The organism is Sulfurimonas sp., assembly GCF_026988655.1.
GTDB lineage: Bacteria > Campylobacterota > Campylobacteria > Campylobacterales > Sulfurimonadaceae > Sulfurimonas.
Genome location: NZ_JALSKT010000080.1, coordinates 1 through 21,463, shown reverse-complemented (window position 1 = coordinate 21,463; position 21,463 = coordinate 1). Strand labels below are relative to the sequence as shown.

Here is a 21,463-nt window from a genome sequence, read left to right as displayed (position 1 = left end):
AATTACTTGAACCGAAATTTAGCAAAAAAAATATCCGAAATTTTTCTAAAGTTTTTGTCTATTTTGACGATTTAGCGTATAATACATAAAAGAAGGATTTTATTATGGCAGGAAGTATAAGCTCTCTCGGAATTGGTTCAGGTGTTTTAACATCAGATGTAATTGATCAGCTCAAAGCTGCAGATACAGCAAATATTATAGATCCTATTGATAAAAAAATTGAGACTAACAACCAAAAACAACAGTCATACGATTTACTTTCTTCTTATATGAATACCTTTAAAGGAAGTACTTTTGCACTTAGTAACGACACTCTTTTTGATAACAAAACTGTTGATGTCAGTGGCTCTGCAGAAGTAAGCGTTGAAGCCGGAGCCAATGTTGACTCATTTACTCTTGAAACAGTGACCTTAGCAAAAAAAGATATAACAAAATTTGGCGCACTCAGCAGTACAACTTCCCCTATAGCTTCTGCAGCCGGTGTTTTGAATCTTGACATCAACGGTACTACCTATAATATTGATTATGATACTACAACAACTTTAGAAAGCCTGGCACAGTCCATAACAGATATTGCAGGAACACAGATAGATGCTTCAATATTAGAAACTAGTTCCGGAGCATTCAGTCTTGTCCTCTCCTCAAAAGAAACAGGGGCAAATCAAGCCATAACTATTACAGATACAGATGATGGCACTAATGGAACAGGTTCACTTGATGCTGCTCTCTTTGATACAACAGCAGTAGATGGTTATCAAAAAATTCAAGATGGAACAGATGCTGTTTTTAAATATAATGGCATAACAACTACCCGTTCTACAAATGAGATTAGTGATCTCATTTTAGGTGTAAATATAACTCTTACACAGGAGGGAGATTTTTCAAATGTAACCATCAACCAAGATACACAAAAAATTGTTGATGAAGTACAGATGTTCGTTGATAATTACAACACTTTAATGACTAACCTCAACGATATGACTGTTTTTGATCAAGAACAGGGGAGTGTCGGTATTTTTCAAGGAGATAGTTTTGTCAATGGTCTCAAAAGGGATATGGCTAGCTCTGTAACAAGCAGGTTTGGGTCAAATGATGGGTCTTTAATGGATTACGGAATTGAAGTTGACAGATATGGGGTAATGAGTTTTGATAGTAGTGTTTTAGAATCAAAACTCCAAAGTGACCCTGAGAGTGTAAAAACTTTCTTCGCAGGTGGTGTTGATGAAAACGGCAATGATATTACAGGGTACTTCACAAACCTAGATGATAAAGTGAAACAATACACTGGATATGGAGGGCTTCTTTCAAATTTTGATAATGGACTTACAAAAGATGCGCAAAACCTTGCAGATTCAAGAGAAAGAGCACAAGCATCTTTAGATAGTCGTTATGATATAATGACCCAACAATTCATTGCTTATGATGCAATGATTAGTCGATTAAATGCAGAATTTGCGTCACTGCAAAGTATGATAGATGCACAAGCAAACAGTAGCAACTAATTTTTCTGCTTAAACAAAGAGAACATATAACCGGCTATATCAAAGTCTAGTTTTGTGTCAATATCAATAGACTTTTTTTGATCCATTACATATGCATATATATTTTTTTCCAAAAAAAAGCTTTTCTTTTCTAAAAGTTTTTGGATATTTATAACATATATTGCACCATTTAGCCGGTAGTATGTTTCTAAATCTTGGCTTCTTTTATTTAAAATTTCTTTATTCAAAAAAGTTGTCATGCTGTTGTCTTTTGGCAGTGTATTGGACCAAAGCGGTGAATGCTCCATTTCACATACACTTACAACAGCATCAGCATTTTTTTTATCCAAAAGCTCTATTGCCTTGTCAATATCTTCACTCTCTCGTAGTGGACTAGTTGGTTGCAGTAAAATAAGATGTGTGTATTGTTTTTCAAAGTTTTTTATCAGATGTTGTATAACTTCAAGCGTTGTAGCTGTATCAGTCGAGAGTATTGCAGGACGTTTTAATGCAGTCACATCCAAAGAATGCGCAATGCCTAATATCTCATCATCATCACTTGAAACAATAACTTCATCAATATATTTACTTTTTTTTGCTGCTTCTATACTCCATGAAATCAAAGGCTTTCCCGCTAGATCTAGGACATTTTTGCGAGGCAGCCTTTTAGAACCGCCTCTTGCAGGAATAACAGCTAAAAAAGTTTTCTTATGTAACATTAAAATATCTCTTTATACTCAACTTGTGCCTGCTCAAAATCACTCATACGACCAATATCGAGCCAATATTCATGAATAGGAAATGATATAGTTTTGAGTTCATCTTTTATAATATCTTCAAAAAGTGTCGGCATATCATAAAATTCACCTTTTGGAATATACTCAAAAGCTTGGGGAGAAAGGACATAGATACCGGCATTTACAAAAAATTTATGGACAGGTTTCTCTGCTATTGAAAGGATGCGGCTTCCATCTGTCTGAATGACTCCATAAGGGACTTGATAGTCATATTCTCTGACACACATTGTTGCTACAGATTTTTCAAAAGAGTGAAAATCTAAAAGGTGCTCAAAATTGACATTTGTGAGTAAGTCTGCATTCATTACAAAAAATGGTTCTTGGGGGCGTTCTTCTATCAGGGAGAGTGCTCCTGCTGTTCCAAGGCGTTTGCTCTCCTCAATATAATCAATATTTACGCCTAATGCACTTCCATCACCGAAATACTCTTTTATCATCTTTGCTTTATAATTCACACTAATTGTGATATTTACAAAACCATATTTTGCAAAGTTTTCTATGATAGTCTCTAAAATCGGTTTATTTCCAACTTTTAAGAGTGGCTTTGGTACATCTTGCGTGAGAGGTCGCAGTCGCGTTCCAAGTCCTCCTGCCATCAAAATGACACGATTTTGCTTGGCGTTTGTTTTGAGCAGTTTTGCTAAATCTTCAATTTTGACAAGTTTTCCCTCATCATCGACAATAGGTATTTGGTAGATTTGCTTACGAATCGCTTTTTGAATGATAAGTTCTTTTGAGTCATTAATATTTGCAAGAGTAGGTTCTTTAAAGTAAAGACTCTCAATGGAAGACTCTAAAGTTAGCCCATTCAACAATCCCCTGCGAATATCACCATCTGTCAGCGTTCCAACAACTTTCTCATTGTCATCCAAAACAATTGCAATACGAATAGCACCTTTGTCAATGACTCCAAGAGCATCTTTTATACTCGCATGCTGGTTGAGTAAAACATTTTTATAGTTTTGCATTTTCTACCTCTATGTCATAGAATGTTTTGTATTTTAGTTCATTCAATGGCGTATTTTTCAAACTCTCTTTTATACTTGAAGCAGTTTGCGTTCCCTCATATGGATTGTGTATCTTTTGAAGATCTTGTTGCCATCTTTCATCATACACTTTTTCAATAGCAGTTTTAATTGCGTGGGTTTCAATGATACAGGTAATTACCGAATCTGCCTGAACACGTCCTTTTTGCCTTTCTCCGATATTTATTGTAGTTTTATGAAAACTCGGCACTTCCAAAATTCCACTTGAGCTGTTTCCTACAACTGCATCAACATACTTAATAGCACTAAAATAGCGAAGCTGTCCTAAAGATGCAAACGCAACACACCTTTGTCTGTTTTTTTCCACATAGCTGTCTATCATTTCATTAATAATTTTACCACCTGCATCAGCATTTGCTTTTGTAAAAATGACTTTTATATCTTTGAAATAATCCAAAGCTTTCAAAACTCTTTGAAATTGTTCTTTAGGAGCTAAATTACTTAGTGTTTGAGGATGGAATGTTACAAGAAGATTTTTTTTACCAAGGTGAAAATTCATAGACGCTTCTAATGCTTCTTTTGAAAGTAACTGTATTTTTTTTATATTTTCTACTCCTAAAGAGCCTACATTCAAAACTCTTTGAGGATTTTCTCCAAGCTGAATGGCTCTTTGTCTATAAACTTCTGTTGATGTAAAATGAAGTGCAGAAAGTTTTGTAATGCTATGGCGAATAGCATCATCAATCGCCCCTTCGGTAATCTCCCCACCATGAATATGTGCAATAGGGATCTGTAACATAAACGCAGCCAAAGCACAGCCTAATATCTCATATCTATCTCCTAAAACAACAACAATGTCAGGTTGTAACTGGTCAAGTGTTTGTGTCATTTCACATTGCAGTTTTGCCATAGCACAGGAAAGTTCTTCTTTTGCGTCGCTATTACATGTAAAGGGAACTTTGGCATCAATAGTAAAGTCATTTTCTATCTCTTTAAAAGTTTTACCATACTCTTTACTCAAATGTGTACCGCTTACAATGAGTTGCAAAATGAGGGCATCATCTTTTTGTATTTCTCGCATAAGCGGCTTCAAAAGTCCATACTCCGCTCGTGTTGTGGTTATAACACATATTTTTCGCTTATTCATATTGGTTCATCTGCTTTGTAATCTTTTTGTGCAATGGATCCAATAACCTCATCCCATTTCATCGGGCTTATCCCATCTGCTGGTCGTTTTACAGTAATATTTTCTCCACTAAAAACTTCTCCTTTTTTAATGACTCTGCTTGCTACTATAGATTTTCTTGCTACTTTTATATTTGGGGCTTCACTTTTGCTTGGTTTTTTAACTCCATTACCCATCGCTTTTTCTATGTTTCGAATTGCCTGTACCATCGCTTTTAGTTCATAAGGTTCAAGACTTGCTTTATGATCGGGGCCTTGCATTGTTTTATCAAGAGTAAAATGTTTTTCAATGACACTCGCCCCAAGTGCTACAGCAGCCGTTGGGACTTCTATGCCAAGGGTGTGGTCACTGTATCCATACGCCACATCAAAAGTTTTGCCAATTGTAAGCATCGCTTTTAAATTAACATCCTCCATCGGTGTTGGATACATGGTATTTGCATGCAGTACTGTTATATTTTCTTTTTTTGTGCCGTTACATGTAAGCACATTTAAAGCATCTTCAACTTCGCTAAGTGTTGCCATCCCTGTTGATAGCACTATTTTTTTACCCAGCTTGGCTATTTTTCTAAGATATGGCAGATTGGTAATCTCTCCGCTTGGGATTTTAAAAATCTCCAATCCCAAATCACTGAGCAAATCAACGCTATCCAAATCAAAAGGGGTGGAGAGAAACATAATATTTTTTGTTTTGCAATAGCTGATGAGTTCTTTGTGTGTTTGACTATCCAACTCAAGTTTTTTAAGCATAGCAAATTGAGAATTATCCTCATCTTGCATATTTGCTTGCTGATACTCGGCTTTTTTGGCATTTTTACTTACCAGTTTTTCTGCTTTAAATGTTTGAAATTTTACAGCATCTGCCCCTGCATCGCTTGCAACATCTATAAGTTGTTTGGCAAGTTTTATACTTCCATCATGATTAACTCCTGCTTCTGCAATAATAAACACGCTCATTTGACAATACTCCTCGCTTTTACAAATCCATTGACAACAGACCCCTGTACTGCAATGGCACCACTGCCGACAAAACTGTTTGCTTTGACTGTGACATCACCGTTAAGGAGTGCTCCTGTGGAGATATGACAATAATCACCAACTTGTGTATCGTGTTCTAAGAGTGCTTTTGAATTAATGATACAGTTTTTTCCAACTTTTACTCCAGCGTTCATTACAGCATGATGCATAACAACGGTTCCTTTTTCTATGGTTGCGTGAGGTGAAACATAAGCAAATGGGGAGATGATTGTGGGGATGGAGAACGAAAATGCTTCTAACTTTTCAAACAGCTTTACCCGCACACTGTTTGACTTGATATGCCCAACACTAACAATGGCGTACTTGTATTTTTTGCGTAACTCCTCAAGTTCATCGTCAGTGCCAATAAGTGGATAGCCTAAAACAGGTTTGGATTCCCCAACAAACTTTTCAACAATACCAGCAATTTGAAATCTCCCCTCTTGCTCAATCACATCAATGACACTTTTGCAGTGTCCCCCACCGCCGAGCAGTATAATTTTTTCTTTCATAGCACACTACTTGGAATATTTATAACTCGCTCACTCAAATATTTTGAGTTTTTCAGACTATCATTTTGACAATCTTTAAACATTGCTAACTCACTCATCAGTTTCCATATTGGACGTGTCATAATTCCATTTTTGTTAGTAATTTCCAGCAACGCATCTCTCATCTTTTTATCTTTACATGTAATGGCATTGAGCCAATAGTTTGATTGAGTATTTTGTGGCTCTTTAATGAATGTTATATCGTCAAAATCTTCAAAAAACTGTATATATTTTTGTGCCAAGAGCCTTTTTGAGGCTAAAAAATCTTCTAATTCTTCAAGTTGTGCTACAAGAAGTGCTGCATTGAGATTTGGAAGGCGATAATTATACCCTATTATATCATGAGCATACTCCCATTTATGCGGTACTTTTGCCGTTGTTGTAAGATGTTTGAGCTTTTTTGCCACTGCTTCATCATCGGTAACTATAGCGCCACCTCCACCAGCGGTGATAATTTTGTTACCATTAAAACTAAAGCAACCCATTTTCCCAAAAGTTCCAGTATGATTTTGTTTGTAAAAACTTCCCAAACTCTCTGCGGCATCTTCTATAAGTGTAATGTGCCATTTTTTGCAAAGTGTAGCGATTGCATCAATTTCACAAGGGTGTCCAAAAGTATGCATCGGCACACAGGCTTTCACTCTTTTGTTCGTTGTTTTGTTGATACATTCACCATTCTTTACTACACAGTTTTTTTGCAAAAATATCTCTAAATTCTTTGCACTCATACCAAGAGTATCTAAATCGACATCAATAAAAACAGGTTTAGCATCACAATAACTTATGGCATTACATGTAGCCACAAAGGTAAGTGCCTGCGTGAGAACTTCATCTCCTTGTGAAACATCAGCGACCATGAGTGCTGCATGCAAAGCGCTTGTTCCATTGACTGTTGCAACGGCATATTTCGCACCCACATAAGAAGCCAAATCTTTCTCAAACCTATCAACAAATGCTCCAACACTTGATACAAATGTAGAGTCTATACACTCATTTAAGTATTTTTTTTCATTGCCTCTAAAGCGGGGTTCATGGAGAGAAATAAACTCTTTTGTCTGGTAAATATTTTGGATGAAATTGATGATTTTTTTATTCAAGTTGTTTCCTTTGTCCTCGACGCTCCTTCGGACATCGTCTGTGGTTGCAATTTCGCGCAAGTCCTCGACGGTCCTTCGGACATCGTCTGTGGTTGCAATTTCGCGCAAGTCCTCGACGGTCCTTCGGACATCGTCTGTGGTTCCGACGCTAAAAACGAGAAGCAGTTCTCGTTTTCTTGACGTGTCTCACATCTTACCATCAAGATATTTTTTCTTATCTTCATACTCAAGGTTTGGCAGAAGCTCTAAAAAAAGTTCTACTATCTGTTCTTTATTCCATGATTTTTTTGCAAGCATCTGCTCTATCTCTGTTTCAAACTTCTCTAAAAGTTGCGCATCAAAATCGAGTTCATTTTTAATGACTCCAAGATTTTTAAAGCGTTTCATATCAAGTATTTCATTCTCGGTAAAAAACTCTTCAAAATCTTTCTCTCCCGTTGTGTCACTTTGTGTGAACAAACAGGGCCATTTTCCTTGTTCTGGCAGTGTTTTTGCCAAGGATCTTGCTTCATCTTCACTGCTGCAAAGATAAGGCTCATACCCTTTTTCTTGTAGATATTTAACTGCAATATCGGCAAAGCTAATGAGATGCAGAGCTTCTGAGAGTTTTGGAAAGAAAATATCACGATTTTCACCAAATATGCAGCTCATCAAACAAAGTTCTCCACTCTCTTTTGGTGTTACAAAGTAGCGTTTGATATCATTGGGTGCTACGATGGGCTGTTTTTTCTCAAGCCTTTGGTTAAATCCATGTAGTAGTGAGCCATCACTAAAAGCAACATTGGCAAAGCGTGCCATAGAGACATCAATTTGCGTGGAATTTCTATGCACAAACATCTCCATAATCCGCTTGCTTGCTCCCATCATATTAACTGGGTTAGCTGCCTTGTCAGTTGAGACACAAAAATATTTCTTTACTCCCTGCTCAATTGATTGCTTGAGCGTTTTATCGGTGTTAAATATATTTGTTTCAATCATCCGCATCAAAGTAAAGGGGTCTTTTTCACTGCGTACATGTTTTAAGGCTGAGAGATTGAGCACATAATCATACTCTCCATCTTGAGTAATAAAAGCATCATACTCAATCGAACCTATATCAAGGGCATAAGTTGCAAATTCTCCATCAATATAACCATGTGAGCTGCGAATATCACGCACAAGTTCTGTTAAATTGTTCTCTGAGATATCAACTACATGGAGCTTTTTAGGATTGCGTTTAAAAATCTCTTTTACTACAGCACTCCCTATGCTTCCTGCACCGCCAAGCACCAAAAATTTTGCATTACATACAATCTTGGTTAATTCATTTTTATATTTTTGTATATCATTTAGAAAAAGTTCTTTTTCTCTGCCTATTAGTTTTAAAACATTCATGTGAAGTTACTAGCAACTTCTATACCATTAAATTTGGTATATTTTATGCTTAGAGTACTACTTATGAAAGGATGTGTATGCAAAATATAGAAGAACAGGCTATAAAAAACTATCAAAATAATATTGAATTTTTTAAAAAATACAATGAAAAAGTTTCCAATAAAATTTTAGCATTGGAGAGCTTGCTGGATGATGGAAGACTCTCCCCAAAGTACGATCTAATCTATGAAGATGGATACTTTGATGTTGTTGAACTTGCAAGCGGGGCAAAACTCTACAATACAAATTCTCAAGAGTTCTCACAAAAGATTGTTGATGACATTAACCTGAAAAAAAATGATCAAAGTTTTCGAAGTTTACGGAAAATCAACTTTGAAGAAAATTCTTTTGAAACAATAAAAAATGCAAATGCCTATACAAATTTTGCAACTACTGCAGAGATATACGAACTTTATCATAAAAATATTGATGATTCTACACACATGAAAGAGCTTGATAAATTTATATTTTTGGGTGTTGGACTTGGGCTCCATATTCCTAAAGCTGTTGAAAAATATGATTTTCAAGTAGTGCTCATAGTAGAAGATAACCTGGAACTTTTTCGCCTTTCTCTTTTTACTATTGACTATAAACAAGCGCTTATGAATACAACAAGTTTTTTCTCAATCGCAGACAATGCAGGCACCTTTAGAGAGTGCTTTAATGGTTTTTATACCAATGCTTTTTTCAAAAACCAGTTTATTAAATTTCATCTCTTTTCCTCAGCATATGAATCAAAAATTCAAGAGATTCAAGCCATTCTCATCTCTCGACCCGAAGCGACCTACTCCCATAATCGTATCTTAGAAAAAAACAGAAAAGTTTTAGATAAAATCAATGAAGAGTATAAGTTTCTAGACCTGCGTAAAAGAGAAAAAGATACAATATTTCAAGACAAACCATGGCTTGTTTTAGGTGCAGGCCCATCACTTTACAAAAATGCAGAATGGGTAAAAGAAAATCAAGACAGATTTGTCATTATCGCTGCATTTACAGCACTCAACACCCTCAAACGCATCGGTGTTACTCCTGATATTGCTGTTCAAATTGACGAGAATGTATATACAACTCATGAAATGCTTGAAAATTTGGGAGACTTGGATTTTTTAGAAGAAACACTCCTCTTTTTCAGTGCTTCTGTCTCTCCTGAACTTTTTCAACGCTTTAAAAAAGAAAATATCTATCTGCATGAAGACAGAACAAAATACAAACTCTCCCGTAGCACACTGACAGTCTCAAGTGTTGGAGACTCTATCCATGCCTTGGCTCTTATCTTCAATGCACCGCAGATTTATCTTTTAGGAATAGATTTGGCACTCAGTGATGAGGGGCTTTCACACACGCCTGACCACTTTAAAGCACGCTCAATAGATAACAATAATAACAAAGCACAAACAGAGGAGAATCAAGATTTTCACCTTGGTGACTCTGTCCTTGAAATAGCAGGAAATTTTAAAGATAAAGTCAAATCAACTCCTTTGTTTATGCTCTCCATCCCTGTTATCAACTACTTCACCAGAAAATACAAAACACCGACACAAAGCATTTACAATCTCTCAGATGGCTGTAAACTTGATCAAACAATTCCAACCTACATCAAAGATGTAACACTGCCACAAAAACAAGACAAAACACTCGTGCGAAACGAGATGAAAAAATATTTTGACAATTTATCAACAACACAACTTGATCAAAATGAAATAGACGGTATCTATTGTCGTATAGGACAAATCAAAGATTACTATCAGCTGCTTGAGAGCTTTACAAATGCACCCCACAGTGATGCACTTATGTTTAAACTCAATCTTATTGATATGGTAAGTGCAATGTGTAATCATGAGTGTATATTTGAACTCAGAGATCTGATGACTATATACTATATGAACACTACACCTTATGCAGATGATTTTTTTAATACAAAAGAGTTAAAAAACTCCAAAAAATTTACAAAAAAATTTCACGCTGTGTTTGTAAAAAATATTAAAAAGATTATAAAAACATATGAGAAAGATTTACATGTACTCAAAGTGCTAGAAGAAGAGAGTTCCCAAGCCTGAAGCTTGAGAACAAAGAAAAAAAACTACTGAAGCAGTCTTAAAACATTTTCTAAAGAAACTTGCTCACAAGGCTAGAGCCTTGTTTTAGCGATTATTACTATTGTAATAATCTAAGCACGTTTTGCTGAACAGCATTTGCTTGACTCATAGCATATGAACCAGACTGTGCAAGAATGTTGAGTTTAGAGAAGTTTGCACTCTCAGCCGCAAAGTCAACATCACGGATTTGCGATTCCGCTGCCGTAACATTTACCTGTGTAACAGAGATATTTCTTACTGTAGATTCAAGTTGATTTTGAACCGAACCGATATCTGAACGCGTCGCATCTATGTCTTTGAGTGCATAAGAAGCAATAGTAATCGCTTTTTGTGCATCTCTACGTGTTGTAACATCAACTGTTGAAAGATTATTATTTAAACCAGCAGCAGTATTTGCGATTAGAGTAGATGTTTTACCGTCATTTACATTATCGCCTATAGTCATACCAGTTAAATCACCAGAAGAGTCTATACGAATACTATACTCAGGGTTATCTATTGTTGAACCAGTTGCCTCAACAATACTTGCTCTTACATCTGCCCCTGCAACCTGTGCCTGCTGATTAAATTTATCTACAATAGTTTGTGCAACTTGATATCCGGATAAATCAGCACCAGAAGTAAATGTAATTGACGAAGTCGATACTGTTGCAGTTGAACCATCAGCATTAACAACTGTAACAGAAAGTGAAGCTGAACTATTACCTGTATTTGCAGCGCCACTTAAACGAGAAAAACCAACGCCTGTTTCAGCTAAAGAGAAATTCGCAACTTGTGAAGTTTGTGTATCCCCAATAGAAAGTTTTACAGTCTCACCAGAGTACGCACCAATTTGGAATGATTTATTTTGGTATGCACCGTTTAGAAGTGTTTGTCCATTAAATGAAGTCGTTGAAGCGATATTTTGTGCTTCTTCAAGAAGTCTGTCAATATCTGCTTGAATTTTTTTACGAGAATCCAATGTTTGACCATCAGATGCAGCTTGAATAGATTTTGTTCTTACTGTATCAATGATTTTTGTATACTCATCCAAAGCACCATCAGCAGTTTGCGCAACACCGATACCGTCATTTGCATTGTTGATAGCTTGACCAAGACCTTGCGCTTGTTGACGAAGTGAATTTGCAATCGCCATACCAGAAGCATCATCTGCCGCTTTGTTAATACGTAAACCAGAAGATAAAGCATTTAAACTTTTATCTAAACCTTTATTTGTTTCTACAGAATTTCTGTGTGCGTTCATTGCCGCAACGTTTGTGTTAATTCTAAAACCCATAATAAATCCTTTTCTATGGAAGAGCCTTACGCCCTTGTGTTTTTTATTTTATCTTTAGGCTTCCTTGCCCGAGACTATAACAATATCGTCAACTCAAAAAATAACTTTAGAAAATTTGTAATTTTTTTCATATTTGACACAGATAGCTAAAATAGTTATAATAACCTAAATAGACAAAAGGAACTTTTATGCATACTATATCTGCAACAGAGATAAAACAAAACTCAACAAGACTCCAAGAAGCTTTGCGTGATGACATACTTATCACAAAAAGAGAAAAGCCTTTTGTTGTTGTGATGGATTATGAAAAGTATAAAAAGCTTCAAAATACAGATGATGAGTGGAGTTTTTGGAGTGACAGCGAGATTGATAACTTTTCAAAGATAGCTATAGGTCTTAGCAGCAATAACTTTGATGATGAAGACGAGGATTATTCAGAGTGGTAGGAAGTATCTTTTATATCAATATGCCTTACTCTAACTTCACTAAAGCAAAAGGACGACCTGTGTTGGTCTTTCATACGATTTCTAAAAATGATGTCTTAGTCTTACCTCTAACCAGCAATCTCAAAAGAGAAGGTATTCTCATAACAAATGCAGATATTAAAGATGGTAGTTTAAAAAAGGAGTCTGTTGTTGTCGTTCCTAAACTTACTGCTGTAGATAGCGAACTTATTTTGGGATCAAAATTTATTGCTTCTTTAAAAGATCTTAGTTTACAAAAGATTAAAAAAGAACTTTGTAATCAGCTTGAGTGCTAAACTTTTTCACATTTAATCTTTTTTTCGCTACACTTCCAAACTTGAAAAACAAATCACTATACTATATATAGGAAAACAATTTGAAATTAATTATTGTCGAATCACCCGCAAAAGCCAAGACTATCAAGAACTTTTTAGGTAAAGATTATGATGTTATCGCTTCTAAAGGACACATCCGAGATTTACCAAAATCTCGTTTTGGAATCACTTTAGATGAAGAAACGAACGAACTTGTTCCCAAATACTCTGTGGCAAAAGAGAATGCCCCTACGGTTAAAGAGATAAAAGAAAAAGCTAAAAAAGCTGATGTTATCTATATCGCAACCGATGAGGACCGCGAGGGAGAAGCTATAGGCTGGCACATAGCGCATGCTATCAAAAAAGATCCACTTGAACTACCACGTATTGTTTTCCATGAGATTACAAAAACTGCTATCAAACATGCACTTGAGTCTGCTCGTAAAATTGATATGGATATGGTAAACGCACAACAAGCACGTCGTCTTCTTGACCGTATCGTTGGGTACAAACTCTCCCCTCTTTTAGCGTCTAAAATTCAAAAAGGTCTCTCTGGTGGACGGGTACAATCTTCTACACTCAAACTTGTAGTCGATCGTGAGCGAGAGATAAAAGCTTTTATCCCTCAAGAGTATTGGACTATAAACACTGCGTTTAAAACAAATATAGACGCAACACTCATCAAACATAAAGATGAAAAGATCTCTAAACTCTCTATAGAGAACAAAGAAAAAGCGGATGCAATTACACAAAGTGTCAAAAATGACAACTTTATCATTGCAAAAATTGAAACAAAACAGAGAAAAAGTGCAACACCACCACCATTTATGACCTCAACACTCCAACAAGCAGCATCAAGTAAACTCGGGTTTACTCCAAAAAGAACGATGATGATAGCCCAAACACTTTATGAGGGTGTAAAAACTCCAGATGGAACTTCTGGGGTTATTACTTATATGAGAACCGATTCACTCAACCTTGCAAAAGAAGCTGTAGGTGCAGTTCGCGGTATCATCGAAAACCGTTTTGGGAAAAAATACCTACCAAAAGAGCCAAAAGTTTATACTAAAAAATCAAAAGGAGCACAAGAAGCGCATGAGGCTATCCGTCCTACTATGCTGCAGTTCACTCCTGAGGTTGCACAAAGCTTTTTAAAAGCAGATGAGATTAAGCTGTATCGCTTGATATATGAGCGTTTTATGGCGTGTCAGATGGAAGATGCACAGTTTGAACAACAAAGTATCATCTTTAAAGGCAATGAAAACGAATACCGTGCAAGTGGTAGAAAACTCATCTTTGATGGTTTTTATGCTGTAACTGGGGCTGAAGATAAAGATAAACTCCTTCCTCGGTTAACACAAGGTGACAAGGCTGAGATACAAAGTGTAAAACCTGAACAGCACTTTACAGAGCCACCTTCTCGTTACTCAGAAGCGAGTTTGATTAAAAAGTTAGAAGCTGAAGGCGTTGGACGACCATCAACATACGCACCAACCATAGCGACACTTTCAAACCGAACCTATGTGACCATAGAGAAAAAGCAAATCATCCCAACAGAGATTGCATTTACTGTAACGGAGATATTAGAAAAGCATTTTGCAAATATCGTAGATATTAATTTTACCGCAGAGATGGAAGAAGAGCTTGATGAAGTAGCAGAAGGCAAAGTTGACTGGCAAAAACTTCTACTTGAGTTTTATCAAAAATTTATGCAACAAATAGATGCAGGGAAAGAAAACATTGTTTCTCTTAAACTTGCAAAACCACTCGGAAGAACTTGCCCTAAATGTGGGGAGAATGAGCTCCTTTTAAGAAGTGGTCGTTTTGGAAACTTCATCGCGTGTAGTGGTTTTCCTAAGTGTAAATATACAGAACAGTGTGATGAAGAGGGCAATAAGGTAGAGAAAAAAGAGACAACGGCTGATGAGAAGTGTGACAAATGTGGTGCAGATATGATTGTGAAAAACGGTCGTAATGGAGAATTTTTAGCATGTTCAAACTATCCAGATTGTAAAAATACAAAAAGCATTAATGTCGAAGAAAAAGTCAGTGAAACGCCTTGCCCTGATTGTGGTGGTAAAATTAGCTTGAAAAACTCTCGTCGTGGACCTTTTTGGGGATGTGAAAACTATCCAGATTGTAAATTTATATCAAAATTTGAACCGACAACTATCAAGTGTAAAGAGAAAGATTGTAGTGGTGTTTTAGCTCCTCGTACTTACCGAAACAAAGAAGTATATGAGTGTGTGAAGTGTAAAGCAAGAACACCTCGCGAAGAGATAGACGAGCAAAAAAAATAATGAAGATAGGAATCATCTCAGACAGCCATACAAAAGTAGAAAAAGCAAAAGATGCCATTGCTATGCTTTTGCAAAATGGTGCTGAGTTTTTTATCCATGCTGGAGATATTGTTGACCCTGAAACATTAGATATTCTCGAGGCATCTGGCAAAAAGTACATAGCTGTGTACGGAAATAATGATGCCCATCTAGCAGAGTACCACAACAAATACCATTTAGTTCAAGAGCCTTACTACTTTAAACTTGCCAATACAAAATTCAAGCTCATGCATCTGCCTTTTTATATGAGCAATGATGCAGAGATTATTATCTTTGGTCATACACATACCTTTAAAGTAGATTTCATCGAGGGAACACTTTTTATCAACCCTGGAGAAGTTTGTGCTAGAAATAAACCAATCTCTGAATGTGTTTTACTTGATGTTGTAGAAGATGAGTTTATTGTACAATATTACACGCAAAATAAAAAAGAAGAAAAGTACTCACTCAGTGAGACTTTTTCATTTCCAAGGCAAAAGTAATGAGTGAAAAAATATTTTTATGTTCTATCTGTAATATTAATAGTGGAACATGTAAAGAAGACTGCAAATTTTGTTCTCAAAGTGTCCGCTACAAAGCTGACATAGAACGATACAAACAAAAACCTATGGATCAAATCAGACAAGAAGCCATCAATGCAAGAGATAATGGCGCTCTTGGTTTTTGTCTCGTCACAGCAGATAAAGGGCTTACAGATAAGACTTTAGATTTTGTCTGCAATGCTGCCAAAGAGGTACAAGAAGTTGCCCCTGAGCTGCGTTTGATAGCTTGTAATGGTACGGCTAGTATCGAGCAACTCCTTGTTTTAAAAGAAGCAGGCATTCAAGCCTACAACCATAACCTTGAAACAAGTGAAGCTTTTTACCCAGAGATCTGTACAACACATCCTTGGAGTGAAAGGTATGAGACTTGTCAGAATGTAAACGCAGCTGGACTCGTACTTATCAGTGGAGGTATTTTTGGACTTGGTGAAACACAAGAAGATAGAGTATCTATGCTTCAATCTTTAAAGTCACTCAACCCGACCTCTGTACCTATCAACTTTTATCATCATAATGAAGCTTTAGAACTAGAACCAAATTCTCTTACAGCTGATGAAGCGCTCCAACTCATCAAACTCACAAGAGAAACCTTAGCGGATGCGCAGCGTATTATGGTTGCGGGTGGTCGTGAGCTCATGTTTGGCTCACGCCAAGCTGAGATTTTTGACAATGGGGCAAATTCCATTGTCATAGGAAACTACTTAACAACAAAAGGTAGAGTTATGAGTCAAGATTTGGAGATGCTCAAATCTCTCAACCTTGATGTAGCTACAAGCGTTTAACAAGTAAGGGAGAGAGTATATGGCTGATAATACCACTTTAATTATAACCATCTCTCTCATTATAATTTTTTCACCCTTTATAGCCAAATCTTTTCGCTTACCAACAACTCCTGTAGAGATCATTCTAGGGTCTATCCTTGGCTATGCAGGCTTTTTACATGATGAACACCTTTTTGATTTAGTGGCAGAGTTTGGATTTTTGTACTTGATGTTTATCGCAGGAACAGAAATAAACCTCAAAAATATACTAAAAATTACGCCAAAAACATTTCAAAAAGTTCTCCTTTACCTTATCATTTTGTATGCATCTTCTGTCATCTTTTCCATGCAGTTTGAACTTGGAAAAATATTTATCGTACTTCTTCCACTTATCTCTGTTGGACTTGTTGCCTCACTCTCAAAAGAGTACGGTAAAACCCCATGGCTCAACCTTTCACTCACAGTAGGTGCGATAGGAGAAGTCGCAAGTATTATGATACTCACCATTAGTTCAGCTGCTCTAAAATTCGGAATAGGACTCAAGCTCTTTCAAACCATCATGGCACTACTAGCCTTTCTTCTTTTTATGTTTTTGCTTTTTCGTTCTATGCAGCTTATCTTCTGGTGGTTTCCTAAGGTGGCTACCTTACTTATGCCACACAAAGATAACAAAGAACAAGACATCAGACTCTCGATGGGGATATTTTTCTTGCTTGTAGGTGCTATGCTTTATCTGCATCTTGAACTTGCTTTTGGTGCCTTTTTAGCCGGTATTTTCATTCCAACATTCTTTGAGCATAAACTAGAGTTGCCCGAAAAACTTGCCTCTTTTGGTTTTGGGTTTTTAATTCCTATCTTCTTTATCCATATTGGCAGCTCTTTTAATCTCGATGCTCTTTTTATGCCGGGGCTTATCAAAGAAGCAGTCGTTATTACTTTTATTATGATAACTATGCGACTCTTTGCTTCTCTTGTTTTTATAAAAGAGCTTGGAGTTATCGATGCACTCCTTATGGGACTTTCACACTCTATGCCCCTTACACTGCTTATCGCTATGGCGACATTAGCATATAGTGCCAACTCTATTGATAAGCTACACTATTTTGCTTTCATCTTAGCAGCGCTCTTTCAAGTCATAGGTGTTATGATTGTTATCAAACTTATCAATATTTATAAAATAAAAAAAGAATTAGGAGCTGAGTGATGGGTCGTTCTGTTTTACTGCAACTCGCCCGAGACTCTATAGAAGAAGTCCTCCAAGCACAAAACTCCATAGATAAAGATGCTCTTTTAGCTGAGTATGCACTTCTCGCACAAAATATACCTACAATAACAAATCTATATATAAACAATGAATTAAGAGGAAGTTACACAAGCAAACAAGAGAAAAGTTTAGTAGATGCTATCATCATAGGAGCCAAAAGAGCTGCGTTTGAAGACAAGCATTTTTCACCGCTTACTACTTCGGAGTATCTCAGTTGTGAGATTGAACTCATCTTAGAGACTCCAGACGGTATATTAAGCGAAAAAGACAAAGCTATCGCTCAACTCCCTTGAATATAGCGAGCGATGTCATAGCCATGGTTTAATCCAAGAGCAATGCTTCCTCCACTCTCTTGCGTAATGTCGCCTGCTACAAATAAGCCCTTGACATTTGTTTCATAATGTTCATCATGCACCGGTTTTCCATCTTTTTCTTGGATACCTGAACTCGCTAAGAATGCACTTGGAGTTGTTCCACCAATGGCATAAATAACCCTATCAAATGTTTCAGCTTCTCTATCTTCAAATAAGACTTTTACTTTAGAGTTATCATCTTCTAGTCCAAGAATATTTACATTTAAAATAGGACGTACCTCATTATGTGCTATTGCATTGGCAATGTTTTGTTGATTTGTAGGATTTGCCCGACGAAATGTTGCTCGTCTGTAGCATATCGCCACATCATTTTTCTCACTCAAATCAACAGCATACTCAACAGCACTATCTCCACCACCAACGATAAGAACTTTTTCTCCGTCTTGACAATCATCTAAAGTATAATTTACTTTTTTTCTGATGCTTGGAGGTATTTTATAGCTTGGTTTGTTTGGTTTTCCCATACGACCTATGGTAACAACAACATTTTTTGCTCGTAAAGATTTGCCTGCCATATGAACTTCAAAATATCCATCTTTTTTTTCAATAGATTGCACTTCTACCTGCGTTTGCAGCTCAACTTCATGACTATCTAAAATCTCATCAAAAAAATCAAGTGTCGTCTCTTTTGTGCCATCGATAAAATGAATACGACCGTTAAGTTCGACTTTTTGACCCTTCCACTCTAAATCTACACGCTTATTTTCTTTGTAATACTTTCTAATCGTAGAGTTATGCTCTGTGTCTTTCTCAAGAAGGACAATATCATGAATACCTTGCAAATAACTCTCTACCGCAGTAGCGATTCCTGCAGGTCCTGCACCTACAATGACTAGTTGATGAATTTTTTCCATAAAAACTACCTTTAAAATGTGTACCAATAAAGATAGTTTATCACATCTAAGCTAATTTATCTGGAAATTTCGTCATAAATTTTTGGAGTTTTGGTGCGATAACCACCTGACAATACCCTTGCGAGCTATTTTGATTGTAGTAATTTTGATGATACCCTTCTGCTGGGTAGACTTCAGGAAGAGGACTTACCTCAGTCACTATTTTATCTACAAACTCACTTTGATGTTTTTTTATTGATGCATCAATAATCTCTTTTTCCTCTTCATTCGCATAGTATATGACAGAACGATATTGTGTTCCTTTATCGGCACCTTGTGCATTCAATGTTGTTGGATTGTGTACAGTAAAGAAGATGTCTAAGAGTGAACTCAGAGAAACTTCATCCGCATCATATGTGATATCCACTATTTCTGCATGTCCCGTTGCTCCAGTACAAACATTTTCATAACTAGGGTTTGCTCTTGCTCCACCAGCATAACCACTCACAGCTGAGATAACTCCTTTTACATTTGTGTAAACTGCTTCTATACACCAAAAACATCCGCCACCTAAAACTATTCTCTCTTTTTTCATTCTATTACCCCAGTATTTTAATTGGGTAATTATTACACATTTTTCTTGTAATAAGAAGCTGAAAATTCTCTATAGTATAAAATTAAGAATAAAAGAGCTGAAGAGGTACTTAGGTTATTTTCTCTTACTGAGTTCTTTATAAAGTTCTTGCATCAGTGGTTTTTTCACATAGCCACTAAGGTTTTCAAGCTCTGTCTTTTTGCCATTTTGAAAATCAAGATGCATAGAAGTTGAAGACTTATAAGGCACTTTACTTGCAGTGTCGAGTGCTTTTTGTACCTCACCACTTATATCTATGCCCTCTTTTTCTTTGGCAAAAGCAGCTATCTCTTCTAACAACTCTTTTGCCATATCAAAATGATGTTCGTAAATATACCCGATACTTTTATCATAGTAAGAAGTGAGTGTTGCAAAAGCTGCGATAAATATGTACTTTTTATAGAGCGCTTCTTTAATGTTTTGTGGAGTTTTATAACGAAGTTCTGCTTTTTCAAAGAGAGTTGCCACTTTTTGTGTCGCTTTTTCATCTCCACCAAAGACAGCTGCAAAAACTTTGCCTTTTTTACGAATAACACCTGCTTTTTCAATGTGAGAGAGAATATATATACAACTCTCCAAGACTACTGCGTTTGAGAGTGAGCGTAGCACTTCAGCATTATTTACACCATTGGAAAATGACATCAAAATCGTATGTTCATCAATATTTGAGGCTATGTTTTTATAAGAATCTACCAGATCATAACTCTTCACACAAAACAGTACCACATCAAAACAACCCTCTACTGCGTTTAGCTCTTGTACTTTTAGCGGTACGCTCCACTCTTTCGTATCTTCTACTATCTTGATGCCAGACTTACGAATCTCTTTGAGATGTTCACCTCTTGCAAATCCTACAACATCTAAACTAGTTTTTGCAAAACTAGCTGCCAAATAGCCACCAACACCACCCAAACCTACAACAGCAACTCTCATCATATTTTCCTTCGTATAATACATTAAACAACCAATTCAGACAAGCTCTTTTATCGCAATTCCAAAAGCACTAAAGTCATCAATAAAATCCAAAAATGAATAGAGCTGTTCAAGATCGATACGAACATACTCATGAATTAACATATTTCTAAGTCCTATGGCTGAGATGAGAGATTTTGATAGTGTTTTTGAAATATAATCAAACTTTTGTAGTTTCTCAATACACTCTACATAACTTTTGGATGTTCCTAAATTGTATTTTGCAGCAATATGACACGAGATATCTATAATAATTTGTATAGATTCAAAAATTCCATAACGAAGTGCCCACTCATCAAATTTATTGTTTTTTATATTATCAAGAGAAATTTTTGATTGCAACTCTTTTAATGAGACAATATTCTCCTCTAAATGCGTTAAACGCTCAAGCATAATTTCTCCTTGCAAAACTACCACTTTCTAATCGATTTTTTAGACTAGTGAAATTTGCTTCAATTAACTCTTTATGGTCGAGATAAGCAAGCTGGACTTTTGTTTTAAAATCAATATAAATTTTTTCATCATTGAGTGTAATGAGTTTATGATTTTCTAAAATTGAAAATGCAAAGTTTGGATCTTTTTTCTCAATAGAGTGCAAAAAACATATATCCACTTTTTTATTGAGTTTGTTCTCTAAGATAGCAGTAATATAGCCAATCTCTTTTAAAGGGATTTTTTCTGTTGTAAAAATGCCAATATCTATATCACTCATCTCATGCATAGTATTTGTAGCAGCGGACCCAAATAGTAACACAAAATCAAAGTTGTATTCTTGAAAAAATGTTTGTAATGTTTTTATCATTTAACTATTATAACAAAAACGACTACTATATCCAAAGTCATTTGTTTATTATAAGTTATAAATCACAAAGTGAAACGCAGGCTAATCTATTTTTTCAAATAATCAATAAGAAATATGAACTTGGTTCCATCATAATTACTATAATGAACCCCAAAAATCGAACCAGTAAATTTTCAAATTTAATTTCAAAATGTTACAATTGAAATAGAAAATATAGGGATAAAGAAATGAGTAAGAAGAGAAAAAGTTATAATGCAGATTTCGA

At 36.0% G+C, this 21,463-nt stretch carries 22 protein-coding genes; 9 read left to right on the top strand and 13 right to left on the bottom strand.

Features of this window, described 5'->3' with window-relative positions; genetic code table 11:
• Window positions 1-104 precede the first annotated feature (104 nt).
• Entirely contained in the window at window positions 105-1,502 is a 1,398-nt protein-coding gene (gene fliD, locus MV052_RS08610; RefSeq protein WP_297443258.1) for a flagellar filament capping protein FliD, read from the top strand.
• On the opposite strand, the gene MV052_RS08605 is transcribed toward fliD, so the two are convergent.
• From MV052_RS08605 to MV052_RS08575, 7 genes are all read right to left on the bottom strand, one after another.
• Complete coding sequence (locus MV052_RS08605) at window positions 1,499-2,200, bottom strand: acylneuraminate cytidylyltransferase family protein (protein ID WP_297443255.1); 702 nt, start codon at window positions 2,198-2,200, stop codon at window positions 1,499-1,501. The two genes, fliD and MV052_RS08605, sit on opposite strands and share 4 nt — an antisense overlap.
• The gene (locus MV052_RS08600) at window positions 2,200-3,246 is read right to left on the bottom strand and encodes a nucleotidyltransferase family protein (RefSeq protein ID WP_297443251.1); all 1,047 of its coding nucleotides are present in this window, start codon (window positions 3,244-3,246) and stop codon (window positions 2,200-2,202) included. The genes MV052_RS08605 and MV052_RS08600 overlap by 1 nt, the downstream gene beginning before the upstream one ends.
• On the bottom strand, window positions 3,233-4,411 hold the full coding sequence (neuC, locus tag MV052_RS08595) for a UDP-N-acetylglucosamine 2-epimerase (protein WP_297443249.1): 1,179 nt from the start codon (window positions 4,409-4,411) through the stop codon (window positions 3,233-3,235). The genes MV052_RS08600 and neuC overlap by 14 nt, the downstream gene beginning before the upstream one ends.
• Window positions 4,408-5,406: an N-acetylneuraminate synthase gene (neuB, locus tag MV052_RS08590; protein ID WP_297443246.1), complete on the bottom strand. Its 999-nt coding sequence runs from the start codon at window positions 5,404-5,406 to the stop codon at window positions 4,408-4,410. The genes neuC and neuB overlap by 4 nt, the downstream gene beginning before the upstream one ends.
• On the bottom strand, window positions 5,403-5,978 hold the full coding sequence (locus tag MV052_RS08585; RefSeq protein WP_297443243.1) for a NeuD/PglB/VioB family sugar acetyltransferase: 576 nt from the start codon (window positions 5,976-5,978) through the stop codon (window positions 5,403-5,405). The genes neuB and MV052_RS08585 overlap by 4 nt, the downstream gene beginning before the upstream one ends.
• On the bottom strand, window positions 5,975-7,114 hold the full coding sequence (locus MV052_RS08580; protein ID WP_297443240.1) for a LegC family aminotransferase: 1,140 nt from the start codon (window positions 7,112-7,114) through the stop codon (window positions 5,975-5,977). Before MV052_RS08580 ends, MV052_RS08585 begins: the two co-directional genes overlap by 4 nt.
• 186 nt (window positions 7,115-7,300) lie before the next feature.
• Window positions 7,301-8,488, bottom strand: coding sequence for a UDP-N-acetylglucosamine 4,6-dehydratase (locus MV052_RS08575; RefSeq protein WP_297443237.1), 1,188 nt, complete (start codon window positions 8,486-8,488; stop codon window positions 7,301-7,303).
• A 77-nt stretch (window positions 8,489-8,565) separates the two neighbouring features.
• Between MV052_RS08575 and MV052_RS08570 the strand changes: the two genes are divergently transcribed.
• Complete coding sequence (locus MV052_RS08570; protein WP_297443234.1) at window positions 8,566-10,584, top strand: 6-hydroxymethylpterin diphosphokinase MptE-like protein; 2,019 nt, start codon at window positions 8,566-8,568, stop codon at window positions 10,582-10,584.
• 97 nt (window positions 10,585-10,681) lie between these two features.
• On the opposite strand, the gene MV052_RS08565 is transcribed toward MV052_RS08570, so the two are convergent.
• The gene (locus tag MV052_RS08565; protein ID WP_297443231.1) at window positions 10,682-11,899 is read right to left on the bottom strand and encodes a flagellin; all 1,218 of its coding nucleotides are present in this window, start codon (window positions 11,897-11,899) and stop codon (window positions 10,682-10,684) included.
• A 188-nt stretch (window positions 11,900-12,087) separates the two neighbouring features.
• On the opposite strand from MV052_RS08565, the gene MV052_RS08560 reads away from it, so the two are divergent.
• The 7 genes from MV052_RS08560 (at window position 12,088) to MV052_RS08530 (ending at window position 17,876) form a co-directional block, all read left to right on the top strand.
• Window positions 12,088-12,345, top strand: coding sequence for a type II toxin-antitoxin system Phd/YefM family antitoxin (locus tag MV052_RS08560; RefSeq protein ID WP_297443228.1), 258 nt, complete (start codon window positions 12,088-12,090; stop codon window positions 12,343-12,345).
• Complete coding sequence (locus tag MV052_RS08555) at window positions 12,339-12,659, top strand: type II toxin-antitoxin system PemK/MazF family toxin (RefSeq protein WP_297443225.1); 321 nt, start codon at window positions 12,339-12,341, stop codon at window positions 12,657-12,659. The genes MV052_RS08560 and MV052_RS08555 overlap by 7 nt, the downstream gene beginning before the upstream one ends.
• Window positions 12,660-12,739: 80 nt before the next feature.
• Window positions 12,740-14,977: a type I DNA topoisomerase gene (topA, locus tag MV052_RS08550; RefSeq protein ID WP_297443221.1), complete on the top strand. Its 2,238-nt coding sequence runs from the start codon at window positions 12,740-12,742 to the stop codon at window positions 14,975-14,977.
• Window positions 14,977-15,498 carry a YfcE family phosphodiesterase gene (locus MV052_RS08545; RefSeq protein WP_297443218.1) on the top strand — a complete coding sequence of 174 codons (522 nt, stop codon included), beginning with the start codon at window positions 14,977-14,979 and terminating at the stop codon, window positions 15,496-15,498. The genes topA and MV052_RS08545 overlap by 1 nt, the downstream gene beginning before the upstream one ends.
• The gene (locus tag MV052_RS08540) at window positions 15,498-16,340 is read left to right on the top strand and encodes a biotin synthase (RefSeq protein ID WP_297443215.1); all 843 of its coding nucleotides are present in this window, start codon (window positions 15,498-15,500) and stop codon (window positions 16,338-16,340) included. The genes MV052_RS08545 and MV052_RS08540 overlap by 1 nt, the downstream gene beginning before the upstream one ends.
• Before the next feature lie 19 nt (window positions 16,341-16,359).
• Window positions 16,360-17,523 carry a cation:proton antiporter gene (locus MV052_RS08535; RefSeq protein ID WP_297443212.1) on the top strand — a complete coding sequence of 388 codons (1,164 nt, stop codon included), beginning with the start codon at window positions 16,360-16,362 and terminating at the stop codon, window positions 17,521-17,523.
• The gene (locus MV052_RS08530) at window positions 17,523-17,876 is read left to right on the top strand and encodes an AMMECR1 domain-containing protein (RefSeq protein WP_297443209.1); all 354 of its coding nucleotides are present in this window, start codon (window positions 17,523-17,525) and stop codon (window positions 17,874-17,876) included. The genes MV052_RS08535 and MV052_RS08530 overlap by 1 nt, the downstream gene beginning before the upstream one ends.
• Here MV052_RS08530 and MV052_RS08525 read toward each other — a convergent pair.
• The 5 genes from MV052_RS08525 to MV052_RS08505 form a co-directional block, all read right to left on the bottom strand.
• The gene (locus tag MV052_RS08525) at window positions 17,864-18,811 is read right to left on the bottom strand and encodes an NAD(P)-binding domain-containing protein (protein ID WP_297443206.1); all 948 of its coding nucleotides are present in this window, start codon (window positions 18,809-18,811) and stop codon (window positions 17,864-17,866) included. The two genes, MV052_RS08530 and MV052_RS08525, sit on opposite strands and share 13 nt — an antisense overlap.
• A gap of 46 nt (window positions 18,812-18,857) precedes the next feature.
• Window positions 18,858-19,385, bottom strand: coding sequence for a peptide-methionine (S)-S-oxide reductase MsrA (msrA, locus tag MV052_RS08520; protein ID WP_297443202.1), 528 nt, complete (start codon window positions 19,383-19,385; stop codon window positions 18,858-18,860).
• 114 nt (window positions 19,386-19,499) lie between these two features.
• The gene (locus MV052_RS08515; RefSeq protein ID WP_297443199.1) at window positions 19,500-20,360 is read right to left on the bottom strand and encodes a 2-dehydropantoate 2-reductase; all 861 of its coding nucleotides are present in this window, start codon (window positions 20,358-20,360) and stop codon (window positions 19,500-19,502) included.
• A 33-nt stretch (window positions 20,361-20,393) separates the two neighbouring features.
• Window positions 20,394-20,789, bottom strand: coding sequence for a HepT-like ribonuclease domain-containing protein (locus tag MV052_RS08510; RefSeq protein WP_297443196.1), 396 nt, complete (start codon window positions 20,787-20,789; stop codon window positions 20,394-20,396).
• Complete coding sequence (locus MV052_RS08505; protein WP_297443193.1) at window positions 20,782-21,198, bottom strand: nucleotidyltransferase domain-containing protein; 417 nt, start codon at window positions 21,196-21,198, stop codon at window positions 20,782-20,784. The genes MV052_RS08510 and MV052_RS08505 overlap by 8 nt, the downstream gene beginning before the upstream one ends.
• Window positions 21,199-21,463 lie beyond the last annotated feature (265 nt).